The organism is Pseudomonas violetae (assembly GCF_023072615.1).
Lineage (GTDB): Bacteria > Pseudomonadota > Gammaproteobacteria > Pseudomonadales > Pseudomonadaceae > Aquipseudomonas > Aquipseudomonas violetae.
On record NZ_JAKNRW010000014.1, the window covers coordinates 61035 to 79416 of the forward strand.

8 protein-coding genes are annotated in these 18382 nt (G+C 55.4%); all 8 read right to left on the minus strand.

Annotated features, from left to right (window positions below; translation table 11 throughout):
• Positions 1 to 890: 890 nt before the first annotated feature.
• Genes mads8 through mads1 form a run of 8 tightly spaced genes read right to left on the minus strand, consistent with a single transcriptional unit; the run spans position 891 to position 17904 of the window.
• Positions 891 to 6449 (minus strand): methylation-associated defense system ATP-binding protein MAD8, encoded by a 5559-nt coding sequence (gene mads8, locus L9059_RS17415; protein WP_247292204.1) that lies wholly within the window; start codon positions 6447 to 6449, stop codon positions 891 to 893.
• Positions 6446 to 8119: a methylation-associated defense system protein MAD7 gene (gene mads7 / locus L9059_RS17420; protein ID WP_130000103.1), complete on the minus strand. Its 1674-nt coding sequence runs from the start codon at positions 8117 to 8119 to the stop codon at positions 6446 to 6448. The genes mads8 and mads7 overlap by 4 nt, the downstream gene beginning before the upstream one ends.
• Positions 8119 to 12270, minus strand: coding sequence for a methylation-associated defense system protein kinase MAD6 (mads6, locus tag L9059_RS17425; RefSeq protein ID WP_247292205.1), 4152 nt, complete (start codon positions 12268 to 12270; stop codon positions 8119 to 8121). The genes mads7 and mads6 overlap by 1 nt, the downstream gene beginning before the upstream one ends.
• On the minus strand, positions 12270 to 13658 hold the full coding sequence (gene mads5 / locus L9059_RS17430) for a methylation-associated defense system restriction endonuclease subunit S MAD5 (protein ID WP_130000101.1): 1389 nt from the start codon (positions 13656 to 13658) through the stop codon (positions 12270 to 12272). The genes mads6 and mads5 overlap by 1 nt, the downstream gene beginning before the upstream one ends.
• Positions 13655 to 14311 (minus strand): methylation-associated defense system protein MAD4, encoded by a 657-nt coding sequence (gene mads4 / locus L9059_RS17435; protein ID WP_247292206.1) that lies wholly within the window; start codon positions 14309 to 14311, stop codon positions 13655 to 13657. The genes mads5 and mads4 overlap by 4 nt, the downstream gene beginning before the upstream one ends.
• Positions 14308 to 15657 (minus strand): methylation-associated defense system AAA family ATPase MAD3, encoded by a 1350-nt coding sequence (gene mads3 / locus L9059_RS17440; protein ID WP_130000099.1) that lies wholly within the window; start codon positions 15655 to 15657, stop codon positions 14308 to 14310. The genes mads4 and mads3 overlap by 4 nt, the downstream gene beginning before the upstream one ends.
• Entirely contained in the window at positions 15654 to 17696 is a 2043-nt protein-coding gene (gene mads2, locus L9059_RS17445; protein ID WP_247292207.1) for a methylation-associated defense system DNA methyltransferase MAD2, read from the minus strand. The genes mads3 and mads2 overlap by 4 nt, the downstream gene beginning before the upstream one ends.
• On the minus strand, positions 17689 to 17904 hold the full coding sequence (gene mads1, locus L9059_RS17450; RefSeq protein WP_039570240.1) for a methylation-associated defense system helix-turn-helix domain-containing protein MAD1: 216 nt from the start codon (positions 17902 to 17904) through the stop codon (positions 17689 to 17691). Before mads1 ends, mads2 begins: the two co-directional genes overlap by 8 nt.
• Between the last annotated feature and the right edge of the window lie 478 nt (positions 17905 to 18382).

Here is an 18382-nt window from a genome sequence, read left to right on the forward strand (position 1 = left end):
CGGTGCCTGTGTTATTGCGGATGGCGACGAATCGGATTTGTCAGGCCGATTGTCACGAGGAGAGTTGCGGCAATGCCTTGTACGACGTGGCTTGCAGCAGTGGTACGAGCGCCCGTCTCTTTCAAGGAGAAAGAGACGGGCGCGGATTGGCGCAGCGAAGTGTGCCGATAGGTGAGGTTGCTGCAGTGCAGCGAGGAAGGTCCATCGTCTGCCGCAGTGGGCAGATCAGTCGAGTAGGCATCCATCACTCTTGGGGAGTGACCGTGCGAGCCGCCGGACGCTAATCGCACTTCGGAAGAACCACCACATTAAGTGGCGTAGCCTTAAAGGTTCTGGCTACCTGGGCTGGTGCTGTCAACGACAGCGATCCGTGCGCCAATTTTTATACCGACTCGAAAAGGCGGTCAAGCATCACGGCCAAAACGCGCAAGAAGTGGCGACTGTCGCCACTTTTGTCGCCATGCTCCAGGCTACGTTCTACGTGCAGTGTCGCCGGTGTCGCCGCTGTCGCCATCTCTCAACCGTAGCCTTACGACAAGCTCAGCTCTGACGTCCAAACTGCGCTGCCCTCGATAGATATCGAGGGTAATTACCGGCAGTAAAAGTCGGCGTGGCGTTAATCAGATATGAAATGGTGGTACGTGGTGGCTTCGAGAAAAAGCGAGTGAACCCTCCGATCAGCGCGATCAAAGATCGCTTGAACGAAGGGTTTGGCGGGAAAAGCAAAGCCGTCGGCCAGATGTAGTCTGTCATATGTGTCTAGAAAAATTAGGTGTACCTCAGACCTCAGGTACCTTGTAGTGCAAGTCTTATGCGGTGCGGGCATTGCGCTTACAACGCTTTTTTCTTTCCTCTTCTAGCTGTAATTGAGTCTGCTCGTGATGCATACATCACGAGCTTTTAACCGCGACCCTAGTTGCTCCGCCGTGCTCAGTCACTCGTGGCCGACATCTAAGCTTTACGGCCCCCTTTGAGAACGACTCGTCAGTGGCCTTGCTTGACCAGACGTAAGCCTCGCCGGCCTTGAGCAGAGCCATGCGCTCGGGAGTCAAATTGGCCAATGCGGCGTTGGCTTTCTGAATGTGCTTCAGCCAGGCGGGTGAGTTGAATTTGTGCATTATGATCTGGGTGGATAGCTCTATCAGGCTGACAGGAACTGATGGTGGATCTTGACTTGCCACCATAATGCTCACGCCCTTATGGCGCATTTCGCGTACAACTTCGATAAGCCCCGCAACAAGGTCTGGGCTTTCGATGTATTTGTGGGCCTCATCGAACACCACCAGCTTGTTGAAACTACGCCCATCGATTCGCGCTTCGGCAAACAGCTGCAAGAGCACGACGAAGAGTCCGAGAGCCTGGTCCTTCTCGATGTACTCATCTCGAAGGTCCACGATGATCAAGCGACCAGGCTTTACCACTTCGGTGAGCGAAGCTGAATCGTTGATGTATTCGGCAGCCAACTCCAGACGCATTCTGGCCAGTTCCTTCAGATGCTCCGGGATCGGCGACGCTTCGACACCGGCTCGCAGCCCCTCCAGAGTGATGTCATCGCGCATGGACTTCATGATGCGCATAATCTGACGAATGTAGGTGGCCTGATTGCCCACGGCCCCCATAAGAAACTTCCAGTGCGAGGCCTTCAATTCCGATGCAGAGAACTGTAGGGGCAACACCTCGATGCCCGGATACTCGGCACGCCGCTCTTCAATTTTGTCTGCAGGTACAAGCAGCAAAACATCAGTTAGAGCTTTCGGCTCTGCGCCGTACACCTCCTTCAGCGCTCGGACCTGATCCTCAACGCTATTGGCACCTACCATCGACGTGAACTCGGGTTTATAGTCCATCGTCGGGCTGTAATGGAAGATCACCGTGGACAGCGGTTCTGGTAGGCAGTTTATGCCTGGGATTGGCAACGAGGCCATCTCCGCAACACTGCCCAAGGTGTAGCTCTTCCCGCCCCCTTGAACACCGAACAGGCTGATGGTGTGGGTCTGGTTCAGGTCCAGTGCAACCTTCCGCCCAGACACCTCTCCGAGCAAACCGTATTGAGGCGTTGATCCGGTCGCGCCAAGCATGATGTCGTAGGCGACCCGGCCATTGATTGGCTGAGCAACTTCAGACGAAGCAACTGAGGCTTCGGTGACCATGGGCGTCGCCACCTTCTCTTCGTCTGGCACAGGCGCGGGCCTGGAGTCAGCGATGGAAGGTTGCTTCGTCTCTGACATTGTGATCGGCAGCTGAGGCGGTTCAATCACTTCTGAGACCAACATCCCGGCCGGCTCTGGTTCGCGCACCTGCAATGCAGGCGTGAGGTTTGATGGGCTGTACGAAATTCGTGGCCTATCGTCCCAAGCCAGAGTTCTATCACGAGGCGGACTCAAGAAAGCAGCGCTCTCAAAGGTCGGGACAGCTGGTGCCAAAGTCCTGCGACGTAGCAATTCCTGGGTCACCTCGCGCGCCGTATCGGTGGATCGAACACTCTGCAAGCTTGCGATGGTCTCGGTGTCGATCACTGCTGCTTCGACCAACTGGCGAATCAGATCACTGCCGATGCGGTAGAACTCGATGCCGTTCTCATGCTCAGGCGGTTCCGTGCCCGGCTTGCTGAAGTCGAACACGACAGCGCTTCGCGTGAACTGCAGTGTGTAGGGCCGCTCATCCAAACGACGCAAGAAAAAGTGTGCCTCCTCTGCCGCCTCAGGCAAGACCACACCGTAGCGTTCCGAGCGGTCTAAATAGAAGCCAAGCAGAGCTGCAAGATCACGGTTCTTAATAGGACGATCCGGACGATCCACTTCCGCCAACTTAGGGTCGAAGTGGTAGGCGAGAACGTGCTCCGTCTGTTCGATCTGCTCAGCAATGGATGCTTTTAATTGCGCATACGCGGCTACATCACCAACCTTGCTGTAGCACTTCACCTCGACGAGCCTGCAGGTCACAACACGGTTCATTGGATCAAGGTCGAACAGTGCAAGATCAGTTCGCCGGAAATTGACCTCATCGCCCATTTCTTCGGCGTTCTGACGAAGAGCTTTGTACAGCTCCAGGTGCGCATCCAGGGGCACAACAACTTGGTTCTGAAACACCCCTTGATGCTCAAGAAACAACCTTGAAAGTGCGAGCCCCATCGCCTCAGCTCTTTGCGATGAGGACGATAGCAGCTTCAGGGCCAACCGCCCGGACAGCGAGCGAAGCTGATCCAGCATCACCAAGGCATGGCTGCCTGAATTTGGGAGGCCATATTCCCCCAAGATTGGCACCAACAATGACTCCAGCTCGGCCACTGAACGGGAGGTGATTGCCAACCGATGGCTCATCGCATTTGCCATGTCGGGCGAGTGATCAATTAAATAATCAGGGCGAGTTGGGTGCCGTCGATGGTCAAAAAACTCTATGCCCAGGTTCCGATCAATGGTGAGCACCCAATCGCTAACCTCATGTATCTGATGGAGCATCGCACGCTCGTCTGCAGACAAGCTCAACGCTACCACCGGCCGAGCGTGCGGCAAATACTGGCTGCGCGCCACCGTCGCCACGGCAACCGAAACTGCACGCGAGATGCCTCCCATAAGATCGAACAAGGCCTCTGCCCCCTCAATCGGCTGCGCCGCCCCGTGCAGCGGGCGACGAAGCCAAGTGATCGATTGCTCATCTTCCAGGTAATCCACCTTAAAGGGCTGGACAAGCCCGTGGACGAAGGAGGAGTCATCCGAATCTCGAACATCAACAGCGCGAATGTCCTCGGCCGGAAACAAGTCAAACAAGAACGACAAGTGCGCAGAATGCAAATCAGGCTCTTCTCGGAACTCCCTGATCGCTCGGATTGCCAATCTCAACTTGGGGTGCAGGTGGCTCTCAGTCGGCGTGGAGAACGCGTCCGCCTCCTTCGCGCTGGTTCCCGAATCGGGGACCAGCAGTTCCAGCAGTGCCTCTCCCGTTGAAGGAGCAGCCGGATCGGGCACGAACAGCCTGATGTCGTACCGAAGATCGGCAAACTCGGAATGACGCTGCAGTGCAAGTAGCACTTCAGCTAAAGCCTTCGCCCGTCCCGCATTGAACGCGTTGATCGTCAGAGTCGCAACATACGGGTGCTGAATCAGATAACGCTGCACCCGAGCCGCCAAGTAGGCGCTATCGATGGTCGCACCGCCAATGGCTGGCTCGGGCAGACCAAGTGCGGCGCACACCTCCCCAACCAGACCACGCGGGTCTTCCTCATCGGGTGCCGCATACAGCGACCAGAAAGGGTTGATGTTATCTACAGCCAGAGCTGTGCGCCCCAGCTCCTCACCGAAAGGCAATACAGGTGGAAATGCCGCAGGCGCAAGCTGCTTTATCACAGCGTCTCGAGTCGGCACCACAAACTCGCGGCCACTCGCCTGGCTGCGCTCCATCCAGGTCTGACCCAGCTGACTCCAGGCGACATGCCAGTTAGCACGAAGAGGATGAGTCGGCCCCAACAGAACGGCATCACGTCGTTTACCCTGATAGTCTTCCAGCACTAAAGCAACCGAATCGATGGTGAGTGCGCAACGCAACTCTTCAAAAGCCTGGCGTGCAATGACGGCGTCTATTGAGCCGCATCGAATCAAGACAGCATCAATCCAAGCTAAATAGGCTGCCGCATAATTCTGAGTGGGCTCCTGCAAACTGAGAAGATCGCTGGCCTGCATGATCAAGCGTTGATCGCCTTGTAAGACTGCGCCAAAGAAGGTTGCCCGAGACTCCCGAAACCTCACGGATTCATCCGAGACGGGCCATTTGAAGGAAGTCGTTGATCGCGCGGCGACGCCGGAAACGTTTATCGAAAGCCTCAATCGATTGAGGCCATCCGGGTCGCCAAGAAAGGCGCGCTCCAGATCAGCCAACACGGCGGATACCGAGACATTCGCTTTGCCTTCTTTTCCCAGTCGAACCTCCAAGGTCTCACCGCTGGCCGCAGCCTTGCTTCCTCGCTCTACCCAAGCGCATCCCGTGATCGATACGGAACTGGGATCTCGATCCTGAGCCACAGCAGCAAAGCGCGCACGCAGCAGCGCATGCATCAAGCTTGGTTCGCGCGGCACCGCCCGCTGTGGAGGCTCTACCTCTAACTCGTCATCGGTGACCACATAAAAGAGATCGCTCTCATTAGCATTGCCAAAGGTCTCGGAGACATCGCTGTTGAAGCGAATAGGATTTCCCTCGCCGTCAGCAAGCGGAATACGGTCACCGTCTTCGGTCTCCCCGTACACGCGAACAAAGTGCCAACCCTCTTCCCAATCGATCTTGCCAATCGACGAAAATGCGATCACCCCAGAATCCGTACCCTTGGTCCACGCGGCCTTACGGCGGCGCAAGCCTGTAGGGCCGTTGTCGCGTGACACCACCTCAGCCACGAATCGAGATAAGCCCTCCACCCTGGACGGCACAGGATCGACCCTGAAAGACACACTGAACTTTTTCAGCCCCGTCTTCGAGATAGGCAACACCCGGTGACCAATCAGCTCTGCCAGGCGGGAGTCTTCATTGTCGTCCTTCACCACCGGCAAATCTGGCAGTTCAACATCGCTGATGAATATGCTATCCGGATTGACGCCCCCATCTTCAAACAGCCACTTGTTGAAAGCGAGGGGCCAATTGCTCCGATCGCGGACGATCAGCTGGGTCCACTCCTTCGGATTGGCAACACCAACCCTCGAAAAGAACTCACCAAGCTGCTTGCAGAAAACTGGATCGAGCAGGCCCAGCTCAAGAGCGCGCACGCGCTCGGTTTTGGTTGACCATGTGATCTGCTCGACGCATTCGCGATTGCGAGCCACCCGCGCTGGAGCACGTTCTGCTTGCTGGAACAACTCGAAATCTGGCACGAGGGCCAGCTCGAAAAGAGCAGCCCCCATCGCATCCGGGTCGAAACCGTTGACTTGGCATGTGAGTAGATATCGAACTACAGCGGCATCGTCGGCATATCGCCAGCGCGAATCGCGCCTGAGCAGCTCACCCAAACAGGCTTCGACAGCAACCCTGATGTTGGCCGGAATCTGCATGATCAGCTGCGCATTCAGCTGAGCGTAGGCACCATCAATCGACACCTCTTCAAACGTCGCGACACCGAACGAATCCTCGGCAGACGCACGCAGATCATTCGGCACAAAAACCAGCAGTGGTGGCCTTAGCTCTTCGTTGGGCAACGGGTTGCGCAGTTCAACAAGCTTGGTGCTCGTCACGGCCAATTCCGGTGCTTGGGCACGCAGGGCGTCGTCTGCTAACACAACCACATTGGCAGAAGGAACGGCCGCACGCAGCCCTCCAGCCAATCGGATCATCAGATCACGATCCAGGTCCGTGACACGCATGCAATGCCCAAGATCACGGGCAGCCAAGACGTTGCAAAGCCTCGGCAGCAATACGGACTCAAGCGCCGCGCTCAGCTCTTGGCTGGTGAGTTCACGCAGGCCCCGGCTCATGTGCGCGCCCTTTCTGTTCGTTCTGCAATCGTATAGCGGGGTATAACCGTCTGTGTGACATAGGCATCGGACAAATCGCGGTAGAAGCCAATCTCGCGCAAGCGTCCAGTAAATGCCTGAACGTTGCATCGTAGAGCTTTACGCTCGTCGATCGTGGGTGTTGAGAACCCCTCACCGGGCGGCAGCTGATCTATGTAGAGGCCGTAGCGTTCACGCAGAAAAGATAGCAGGTCATCTATCCGCATCTCACCAGTGAAGTAGCCCTGGTCCCCCCCTGGACGCAGCACCGCAATTTGCAGCAGCACCTCCAGCAAGCGGCTCTCAAGAGAAAATCGGCGAGGGGCATTTCTCGCACGCGTTTGGGCCAGCAGTCCTCCCGACTTATTCTTCAACATCGTCGCGTCTAACGACTCAATGATGTATTTCCTGTGAAAAGTACCGCGGAGGGCGACAAGAATCTCGATGTAGGTTTCAAAATCCGAGAGGCCCATCTTAGTGATGGCTTCAACCTCGAAATCCAGCCCGGCCTCGCCTTCTGACAGCGACTCCAAGAGCCCCGACAAACGCTCGCCAAAGAACTTGTCTCGCTCCTCAGCGAATGGTTCGGCTTGAAGGCCATACAGTTCACCGACAGAGAGCACTGAATTCAACGGACGGATCAATTTGCCACGCCGCACAAGGTGCTCCGAGAACTCGTCTAGTTTCTTCGCTACAAAGTACGCGCGAATGAAACTCGGGATTCGTCGGTAAAAACCATCGGCACTACGCTCAGCGAGCGCAGCGGTTGCTGAGTTGGCGTTGCCCGATAGGTCAACAAACATCCCCAGCTTGTAAGGGCAGTCACCCTGTGGTTCGCGATGCTCACGGGGTTTCATCGGACACGCTGACTCAGCGCACAACGAATTCGCACCCTCCAGTTTTTGCCAGGCAGGCAAGAGCTTCAGCAAGCGCAGGTGATAGAGCGCCAAGTGAAACGATAGCAGCACCTTCAAGTACTCCACCATCACCGAGCGCGGCATGTATTGCTTGTAGAAAAGCAGTCGCTGAATGTCCTCAGCCATCAGGTCTGCCGATCCAATACACACCGGCGCAAAGCGCTCTCCACCGGCACGGGTATCCGCCGTGTCTTTGCGCTGAGATAGGAAGTGCAAAAGCGTGGCGGTCTCAATGTCCGTCAGCGCCTTGTTGTTCAGCTCTCGCGTGACTTTATCGAAGCCGTCAAAGAAGAAGCCCTTCAGGTGCTCGATGGCCTTGTGCCCCGAAAGATGCCGGGCGTGGTGCAGCATTTGGTACAGTTGCTGGGCAGCGCCATAGTCACGAGAATGCTTGGGATTACGGAAGCGGTAGGTATAACCATGCAGCGGACGTGGGCCAGCCACCGCAGAATTTTTCTTGCCACGATTAACGATGTCCATGAGGTGGGTTTCAACCCAGCGCTGCACCATGTCTCGATGCTGCGCGAATCCCAAGAAGCGGTCGCCGGCTTCAAGGATGTCGTCCACAAACTTGTCCACCGTAAGCTCGCGCTTGTCGCGAAACACGCTCGGATAGCCGCCATGCTCCAAGCGCTCAAACAATCCGGTGAGAACGCGATCCATCTCGATGGTCTTGAAGTCGAGGTAGCTGACTTTCGGGAGGCGGAACTCCCTGTCCTTTTTTTGCAACGCCATCAGTTCTCCCCGAAGCCTTTCGCTAAGGCCTCTTCTTTATTTACACCGGTCACGGCCCTTTGCAACAAGCGCATCTCCACCCGGCTGTCGTCATGACGAGCCAAACGGTAGAAGTCATGCCCTGTCGTGGTCAGTAAAATTTCCCGATATGGCTGCGCGTTGAGGCTGTTTTTAAAGACGCCCAGACAGAGGTAGAAGCCCTGCATCTCTTCGACGCTAGGCCGGTAGCCTTCATTCAGTCGCACCAACATCTCGAACACGTCAAGGTTGATGAGCAGCTCACTGGAAATGGCCCCGAAACCCTGCCCCTGAAACTTCAGCAACAGGCCCGTCGGCAGGTGCTCAACAAAACGCGCGCTGGCGGCAAAGTCTTGCACCTGCAGGCCAAACCCCTCCACGGGGAAGAGCCTATAGCTGCGGACCGTACCGTGCTCCACCTGACGCAATTGCAGAGCCAAGCTGGTCCCCAAACGCTCCGGGCGGTGTAGACCCTCGCCTCGGTTAATGGCATGCAAAATTTCACTTGTAAGTGCATCAATTGAAGTGTCGCCACGAACGATTTCAACCATGCGCTTGGCCGAACGGTACGGGAGCATTTTTTCCCAGCTTGCATCGCGCCGCTCGAAAAAGTGCCTACGCCGGGCCATCGCCACATATTCGCGGTGCTTATGCGCGCGCTGTCGAACGGACACGTCACCCACCCCGCGAGGTAGATCACCGAACAGACGCTTCAACACCTCGAAATCGAATTGCCCCCGCCGTTCAAAACGGAACAGCGCTCGGTCATCCGGCTGAACAAAGTCAAGCCCTCTGTCAAATCGCGGGTCTTCCTGCTTGCCCACATCGAGTTCGCCTAGCAGGGTGAGCAATCGATCCGAAGTAGGCTGCCCGCCGCCCATCCAACTGTTGAAGTAGTAGCTGCGCGCTACCTCATCATGCTTTCCGGCCAAATACAGCGCATGAATCTGGCCACAATCACGGTTGCCGATCAGCATGAATGACAGCGCCGAGCGGAGGTCACGCATGGTGATGTGCAAACGACCACGCAGGTGCGCCATTGTGTAGAGAGTCTTGAGTCGTTCCAGCAAGTGTGGGCCAGCAATCTCATCCTGGAAACTACGTGCGTTATGCAAGGCATAGCAGCTGTCCTTCAGGTCGCAGCTTTCGCAAGCTGACCAATTCCTGGGCTGCACGATGCTCTGCAGGGTACGCTCCAGAATCGAGCCCCCTTCGGCCTCTGCCACCACGCTGCGAAGATTCAGATTCACCACCGCGACGCCAGACTCAGTATCGCCCGTCGAGAACGCCCGCCGAACTAGCGCGGTTAACTCACAGAAGTCGTGTTCATGTGTCGCAAGGAAGTCCACCAAGCGGCCTTCATTGATTGCAATAAGGCGAGTTTCTTTCGGCTTCCAGGTGCTCGCATCGCTACCCTTGAAGGGTGATAGGAAATCCAACAACACCTGGTTGTTGTCCTTATTACCTTCGTCTTGGCTGCCGTCGTAGTTGATTAAATAACGCTTGCCGTCCAATGCCAACTCGCTGCCGTTTGGCAAGCCTCGATTGGCTGACCCGCCACGACTTTCAACTTCCTTCTCCAAGCGCTGTAAAAACGCTGTTTTTCCATCGCCCGCGTTGCCGGAGATCAGCACCAATCGGAACTCACCAGAAAGGACCGCTGGCAATAGTTCCCGATCCAAGGCGGTATCCACATAAGCTGAGAACCCCAGTGCGTCCATACCACGCGTACCGGCATTACTGCGGTGACTTTGGCTGTAGAGCGTAAGAAGGTGCGAAACGAAGGCATTGCTGTTGGGCGACGATTGCACCTGGCCACTGCTGGCGGTTGCAATTGCAGCCAAACTCACGGTTTTGATTCGCCGTGCGTGGCGCACATCGGCCAGGGCATCATGAAAATCTGTGGCTGTGGCAAATCGCTCCGCACGACGCGGAGATATGGCCTTCAACACTACGTTCACCAGCTCCGGTGCAAGGTCAGAATATCCTGACAGCTCGCGTGGGTCTGGCGCAGGCTTGTTGACGGGTGGCTCCGTCGTATCCCAGGGATAGCGCGAAGTCAGCGCCTCATAAAGCGTTAGCCCCATGGCATATAGGTCGCGGTCTGCGCGCTCGCCGTTATAGGGGATGACTTCTGGATCAAAGTCAGGAGGCAGATAACGACGCGAACCACCTCCTCGCGACTCCTTGTCATCAGCCCGCACCGACACATTGAAGTCGATGATCTTCGCGCCCTTCTGCGTCCACAGCAGATTCCGTGGTTTGATGTCGCAATGATGAAAGCCATGTAGATGCAAATGCACCAAGCCTTCAATCACCTGCTTACCCAGCTCCAAGACGTCTTCGGGCGACAGCAATCGCTCATGAATCATGTCACCGACGTCGGAGCCTTCGACGTACTCGAAAACCAAGAAGGGAATGTCACGACCAGGGATCACATCCGCGTCCAGCACGCGCACTACGTGTGGGTGCTCGGGTATGTGCACAAGATGACGGTACTCCTGTTTCAGGCGATCCAGAGTCGAGTGTCGATCGCTGACGATGAGCTTCACCGTACGCGCCACATCGCCCAGTGTGTCGATCACCTTGTAAACCACGCCAAAGCTGCCACGCCCCAGCTTCTTTTCGATGATGAACTTGCGGGTCAATCTATATCCCGCTGGTAGATTTAGGTAGTCGGTTTGGTCATCAGATACCTCAGGGGACTCAAAGGCCGATGCTGCAACGAGCCCCCCTGTTTGCAGGGCCTCAGGCTGTAGCAAGGCATACAATGCTGCCAACGCTTTGGGTGCCGATGGTCGCTTATGCTCGTCAAACGAACACAGACTTTGCAGCCAAGCATCGAAAGCGTCATTCAACTCGGGCCGCAGCGCTGATGGTTTGTTCAGGAACTCACCTACACGATCCCACACCGTCGTCGGCGCCCCCGAAAACGGGCGCTCTCCAGTGAACAGCTCGTAAATGATGACACCGGCCGAGAAGATGTCCGACGCGCTCGACGCGGCACCCGGTTCGCGGAATGCCTCTGGCGCGACATAGGCCTTTTCAACCAAATCAACGATGTCCGCAGCAATGGTCAGGCTGCGGTTCTCACTAGGTTTCGCAAAGTCGAAGTCTGTGATACGAGTGGTGCCGTCTTGACCGATCAGGATCGCACTGGGAGTAAGGTTGCGATGCAACACACCATGTTGATGAGCATGTGCAAGGGCTGCCAGTAGATCTTTAGCAACACGCCATTTCTGGTCTATGGTCAGCGCCAACTGTGGCCGCGCCATATGCAAGGTCAGCGCCTGGCCGGGCGCGTCGTCCAGAATCAAGATGAAGGACTTGTCATCGTCGGCGGGGAAGAAATCTCGCGCGGCAACAATGTTGGGATGTAGTGGTAATTTGGATAGCGCCCGGTAGGCGTTGGCAATGCGATTAACCTGGACCTCGCGCACGTCTTCAGGCTGGTAGGGGTCCGCTTGATACACCCGCAGACGGGCCGTGCCACCTGCAAAGGCGTTCTCTGCACGGAATTCGCTGTAGGCCAGCGCCGCGCCGAGCTTTTCCTTCACCTCCCAATGGCCAAAACGGAGAACGGCAGAGGCGGGTTTCACCACTTTCAGAGCATGTAGGATCAGCCCATGCTGCTGCAGAATGTTCTTCGAAAAACGTGCGGGTATGCGTGTAGCATCTTTGAAGTAGCGCTCGGCGTCCTTCAACTTCAGCGAACGGTCTGAATCTAGTTGGTCGCGGTCAATCAGGTGCGCATCCGGCGCAGTGAGCAGAATGGCTGCATCCACATAGATGTCGTTCAGTTCATTTCGCCCTGGGTGGGCCTGAGTTACCAGGCCCTTGACCGTACGTGCATGCCCGCGCAGCTTGCTCAGGGGCGAAGGGTATGGTGCACGCCCCTCGGGATACCACTTGTTGCCATATACATCGATGGTGCCGCGCGTGCCCTTTACATCGATCAAGTACAGCGCATGCGGCGTCAACAGAGCAATATCGATCTCGAAGCGCTCACCCTGGCGTTCGATTTCGAAGTTGTGCAAAAGGATAAAGCTGTCTGGCAAGCGATCCCGCAGGTAAGCGATAGCGCTGCGCTCTGCATCGTTGACCGGCTGACCTACGGGGATCACTTTAGCCATCAGCCTTCCTTCCTAATCTTTGCTTCCAATTGCTCCACTGCTGCGGTTTCAAGAGCAACCCCCATATCTTGGGCGGCTACAGCTTTTCTCACCAGCGCTTCAATCTCGACGCGATCTTGCTTAGGCAGCCATGGCACAACCAGCTCGCCTATTAGGGATGAATCTAAGCTCGGGATCGACGATCCAAAAGCAGTGCCTATTGATGCCCAATATCCCGCCTCAGATGCCAAGACGGCCCACAAATAGGCCGCATCTGACTGTGAATGGCACCTAATCCGAACAAGATGTTCACTTCCCGCATGACCAACATTCCTGGGCAGCGGCAAGACCGCACGTCCAATGATCCCTCCCAACTGCCCACTTCTCGGCAATAAAACATCACACTCAGACAGCAATAAATTTTCCAAATTCGGAGTTAAGGATCGTGAAACAAAGTACTCAGCGCAGGGACTCAACTCGAATACGGCTGACGATGATAAAAACGGAATACCGTAAGCCGGATCGGTGACTTTAAGTCGCGATCCACGATTGGGTTCGAAAACTCGTTCGACTTGGTCTCTCAATATAACGCCATTTGTCGCCGCGAGTGCGGCACGGCCTGCTTCAACTTTTGAAGAGTGGTGAAAGGCGTCCATGCGCCTCAAGACCGCTGCAGCGTTTGTTCTGGTTGCAATCGAAGACGAAGTAACTCCCTTCCAACCAATTTTCATCTCCAATAATTGAATAGCCGCTCGACGGCTTGACGATGCAATAGCTCGTTGAACCGCTGCGGCTTCTATTTCATCAGCTACTTGTCGCTCAAATTCTCGGTCGAACCTCGGCACAGGTAAATCGGCAATGTGAACAGGCTCAATGTGTTGAATGATTGCGCCGTATGTTCCGGACACCACAAGGGGTACACCATAGTGACTAGACAGGAACGCATATAAGTAGCCAGGTGGAATTTTTTCGGGATCCGGAACCACTCGGAGGACATCTTCAGAGCACGCCAATCCAGCCATATCTGAACGCACATACGCCATGCGACCGATTGTTCCGGAACGTGTAATCAAAGACCAGCCTGCCTCAACAAGCAGCTTCGGATTCCGAGCGACCTGCTTATTTGAGATCAACGGCAATGTAGACAGATCAGCTAGGCTAATTGCCGAGCTGCCCATGTAACGCACTCCATATCTAGAGTCATTAACCCAATTTCTGCTTTCTCTACCAGAGTCGAACATGCCTAAGGTGAGATCGCAGAGTTTTTCTTTGGGGCAGCCGAGGCGCATCAATGCATCTCTTGCTTCCAGCGCTCCGGACATATATGGGTTGCAATCCAATCGCCTCCCACCGTTATCTAGCCAGCCGGAACGGACAATGCGCGCGTTCTTGAAACTCGCAAAGGTCATGGAGCCACCTCCTGTGGGAACCAAGCCAGAAACGCTGCATGCATTTCAGCAAATGCCGCGTCCGTGCATCCCTTAATCGAGATGTGCTCCGCCAGTTTTTGATAGATCGCCGAAGAACGCGGCTGACGAGTTTGCCTCAAAACCCACTCAGCCGCCTCTTTTGGCCGAGGTGGTTTGGCAGCATCAAGGGGCCACCAGCCGCTATCGGCCAGGTGCTGACGCAGGGGTTTATCACCCTTATAGCGAAGCGCATCCGCTACTTGCGGTTTGTCTTGCCACAACCAGTTCTCCAACTCCGGCTCAATGGCGATCACTTTAACCGCATCCTCACCCCAGCCACTTACCACTAAACGTGCCGTGATGTGTTCAACGATGGCAGCCTTATCTGGTGAGCCCTCCCACTCGCAATCCAGAACCACCAACGCACGATGGTGGCTGCTTTGGTAGGGACGCAGCAACTCATGACCCTTGGTATACACACCAGGATCGTTACCACCCTCATCGACGAGAAGGTCAGCACCAATATCGGTGTTAATCTCGAAAGGCGCGCAGCCGAGGCTCAGGTGCCAACCGTCGCGCCTAAAATAGCCACGAAAGGTGGCTGCCATGTTGCTATCGGCCACCAAGATGACACAGGGTCGTTTGTTAATCATCCTAGGACCCCCGCTGCAAACAGGCTGCCCAGATCGATGCCACCGCGCCACTCCTGTAAACGCGGGTGATCGGTACCCGCGACCATTTCTACACTGCCTTCATTGACCAACCGAGCGCACAACAATTGATCGAGGTTTGCACTAGCGAGGACCACGGGAGAGTGTGATGACACCCACACCTGACTGTCGTACATGGACGAGAGTGACTGTAGAACCGCCTCAATGGCGCGCGGATGGATGCCATTCTCTGGCTCTTCGGTAACGAGAATGGACGGAGGCTTGCGGAGATAAGGCAACAGAGTCAACGTAAGAATGCGAAGCGTCCCATCTGATAAACTCGATTGAGGCACAGTGAATCCGCCCCGATAGGTCACCCGGAAGTAGGCATGGTGATCATCCTCGCGCTCACGAACATCAATATCAACAATTTGAGGAAGAGCCGTTTGCACATGTGCAATCCAATCTGCAAATCGCTCGCTACGATAGGTCGAGTCGCTGTCAGGCGCCTTTTCGTCATTCTTAAGATCAAGAGCCAGCCATGGAATATTCCGCCCTGAGCGAATAATCGTGTTTGGCTGGCCAGGTAAACTTGCCTGCCTCATCTCCACCCAGTTTGGCTCAAGAAAAACCGCTCGCTCAGTAAGCAATCCGAAGAACCAGCGAGCAGCAGGGAACTCGGCTGCCGACTCATAAAGAACACGCGCAAGCGCAAGAACATTTCCCGGCAGATCAATTGCCTCCTGATCTCGCTGCTTTCGCCGGGGGGCTTCTGCTGAAAATAAGGCCCCGGAGCGTGAATCACGGACGAGCACTGGCAACCAGTTCTTATTGGAGTCCACATTCACGCCATGCAAAGTCACTTGACCATTGCGTTCCGGGGCAAGAACGGATGGAAACAAAAATAGATATTCGTTTCGCACCGTAATCGCACCATTTTCAGCGACTTCGAATGCTATTTCATAGCGAAGATGGGTAGGCCAACGATTTGAATCAGCAGCAAAGGCGGCTCGAGCTTTTTCACCTCGCTGTTTTGCAATCGTTGCATTGGTAACAGCATTGGCCACATCAGCAGGAAGACGTGCTTCTACTGCGAGCGAAAAGTCTTTCCCTGCGCCTGCAAATAAAAGCTCTCTTGCATTACCAGCACGAGCTGGCATGCCATTTCGCCGCTCTAAGAATGCGGAGGTGACATTCGTAGTGCGCAACAAATCTCCAAATAGCTCAGGCAAATCAAGCAAAGTAGTTTTACCAGAGCCATTCGCTCCAACCAAAACCTGGAAGTCGCCAACTTCGATTCCGAGGCGCTCAAAACAGCGATAGCGCGTGGCTTCCAGTCGAGTGATCATTTGCCAGGCTCCGGGTGTATCGCGCGGAACTCAGCATACGCCTTGGCGATATCGGGTAGGTCGTCGTCGAGAATGCGCTCTTTACGATGGAGCGTGCGCACCTGTAGACCACCAGCGATTCGGACTTTCTCTTCGTGACTCACACTCACGAGGATTTCTTCGCCGTTAGGGTGACGCTTGTACAGCGTATTGCCACGACGGTCGAAACCCACCTTCTCAGCCACAGCCATAAACACCGGATAATCACTCTTCTGGCCCAGGTCTTCTGCCTGAATGACTTCCGCAGGCTTGCGCTTGAGGAACAGCAGGCTAGTGAGAATGTTGACGTTGGCCTCGACGATGAACGATTCCACTGGCAAGTCGATGCTAGCTAACACCCAGCAATGGCGAAGAATCCAGTAGCGGATGTACTCATCACCAGGGTTACCCAAGATGCCATCAGGCAGGACGATGCCAGCCCGGCCACCCGGCTTGAGCCATTTCACACAGCGCTCGATGAACAAAACCTCGGGCGAAACCGCTGGCTTGGTCGCACTGGTCATCACAAAGCCATCGCCTTGCCGCTCCCAACGGCGGGCCAGCTCATACTGCTCAAGAATGGTCTTTTCGGTGACGGGGATGTCCGAGCCGAACGGCGGGTTGGTCATCAGGACATCAATCGTACCGAGCGGGATGGACTCTTTCGCTGCCTGAACGCCAGGGAGATGTCCTACCGGGAACTCCAGCGAGTTCATGTGATAGAGGTGGCCCAGCGAGTTGCCTGCCATCATCACGTTCATCTGAGCAGCCCGGACCAGGAAAGGGTCAAAATCAGCACCGAATAGGTTCTTGGCTGCGTAGTTGGCCAACCGATCACGGATGGATAGGAACTCTTCAGTGTTCTCATCGCCTGCCTTGATGCGCTTCTCTTCGTGGAAGACCTTGTTCAGGTAGTTCAGAGTCTCAACCAAGAAGCCACCCGTCCCGCAGGACGAATCCAGCACACGTTCGTGCTCTTTGGGTGCGAGCATCTTGACCACAAGGCTGATGGCACCACGCGGCGTGAAGTATTGGCCGCGATCCCCACGCAGGTTGGTACCAACGATCTCTTGATAGGCCGCGCCTTTGGCATCGACATCGGTGCGGCCAAAGTCGTAGCGAGCCAACTCCGAGACGATGAAAGCCAATGCCCGATCGGATAAGGTGATTTCTTCGTTACCCTTGAATAGGCCACCGTACTTAGTCTTCACCCTCTCAAAGAGTGGTTTGATTCGGAGACGAATGGCTTTCTGGCCTTCAGGGTCAAAAGGCTCGAATGGGCCGACATAAAACACCCTAGCTTCATTAGGCTGCTGCTCGTCATACATCTTGCAGAAGATGAGATACAGGAACTGCCAGAAGGCGGCGTCCTTGGGCATGCCCTCGTTGCCATGGATGTAGTTATGGCAACGACGGAAAGCGGTACGCAGCATCACTGGATCTGCACGGCGCATCCGGCCCATGGAGCGACCTTCAACACTGAAGGAGTCGTCTCCCAATGGCCAGTCACCGATGGGTTTGAACTTGGTATCGAAGCGGGTGACCTCCTTCTTGAAAAAGAAGAACTCCAGTCCATTGGTCCACAGCCCGTAATCGCAGCTATCGACCTCAGCCATCACGGCCTCCAGCACCTCGAACTCTTTGCGCGCCTCTTCTGGATCACGCATGCGATACGCACCCTTAGTACCGATCTTGGGCTCTTTCTCAACCACCACAGCACGGTAAAGGTTGTCTAAAGTGTGCGCCTGGCCCGGCTTAAAGATCGCGATGTCGAGCTTGCGATTCTTGCCCAGCACCTTGACCTTGAAGTCGGGTTCCATGTCTTCGGCCGCAATGCCGTACTCATGAATGATGGCACGCGCAATGCGCTGGCGAACCTTTTCTTTGTCGCTGTCTTTCACCGGGTTGCCGGTGATGTAATCAAAGACCTTGCCCTCTTCGAGCGCGCGCGCTGGCGCTTGGAATTCTTGATCAAGGTCGCTCATGTCATTGCTGTCCTGTGTGGAGCGCTGCTTAGGCATTGCGCGGCTCCTTGTTGTCAAAGTCATCAGTACTCGCAGCGGCACCGCCTTCTCGCACCCAGGTGTCCACGTCTTCCTTTTTGAATTTCCAGAAGCGCCCAACCTTGTGCCCAGGCATGCCTTTAGAGGTCACCCAGGTATAGATGGTGTCTTTGGCTACACCTAGGTAATCGGCGATTTCATCGACGGATAGCCAGCGGTCGTCCATAGCGAAGCCCTAATTGCTGTATAGGTATTAGAGGGGGAGCTTACACGTAGTCAGACCTGCTTGCATGGGTTAGGCAGGGTTAGGTAGGGTAAAACCTAGTAAGCCCGCCTTTCACCCGAACCAGAACGAAAGTGATGATCTAGATTTTGCTCTGATCCATGACGATTGCACCCGCAGCGGCGGCGATGCTGTCGCGGGTGAAAGTGGGTTGCCTCGAGTGGATCTCAAACTACCGGTCCTATTGCCTCGCCAACCCCTTCTCCAGAGTGAAGTCAGTAGGCATGGCAAAGCTTTTAACTCGTCGCACATAGCACCGAGGAGCTTGATCCGGGGTAACGGTAGCCAATCGATGCCGACGAAAGCCATGACTGTGGGACGATGCACATTTCGGCTTAATTCACTAACCGCGCTGCGATCAGGCCGTGCATCCGAGCCAAGTCGTAGACTCGGAATCCCAAGCTAACTTAGGGAAAAGGTA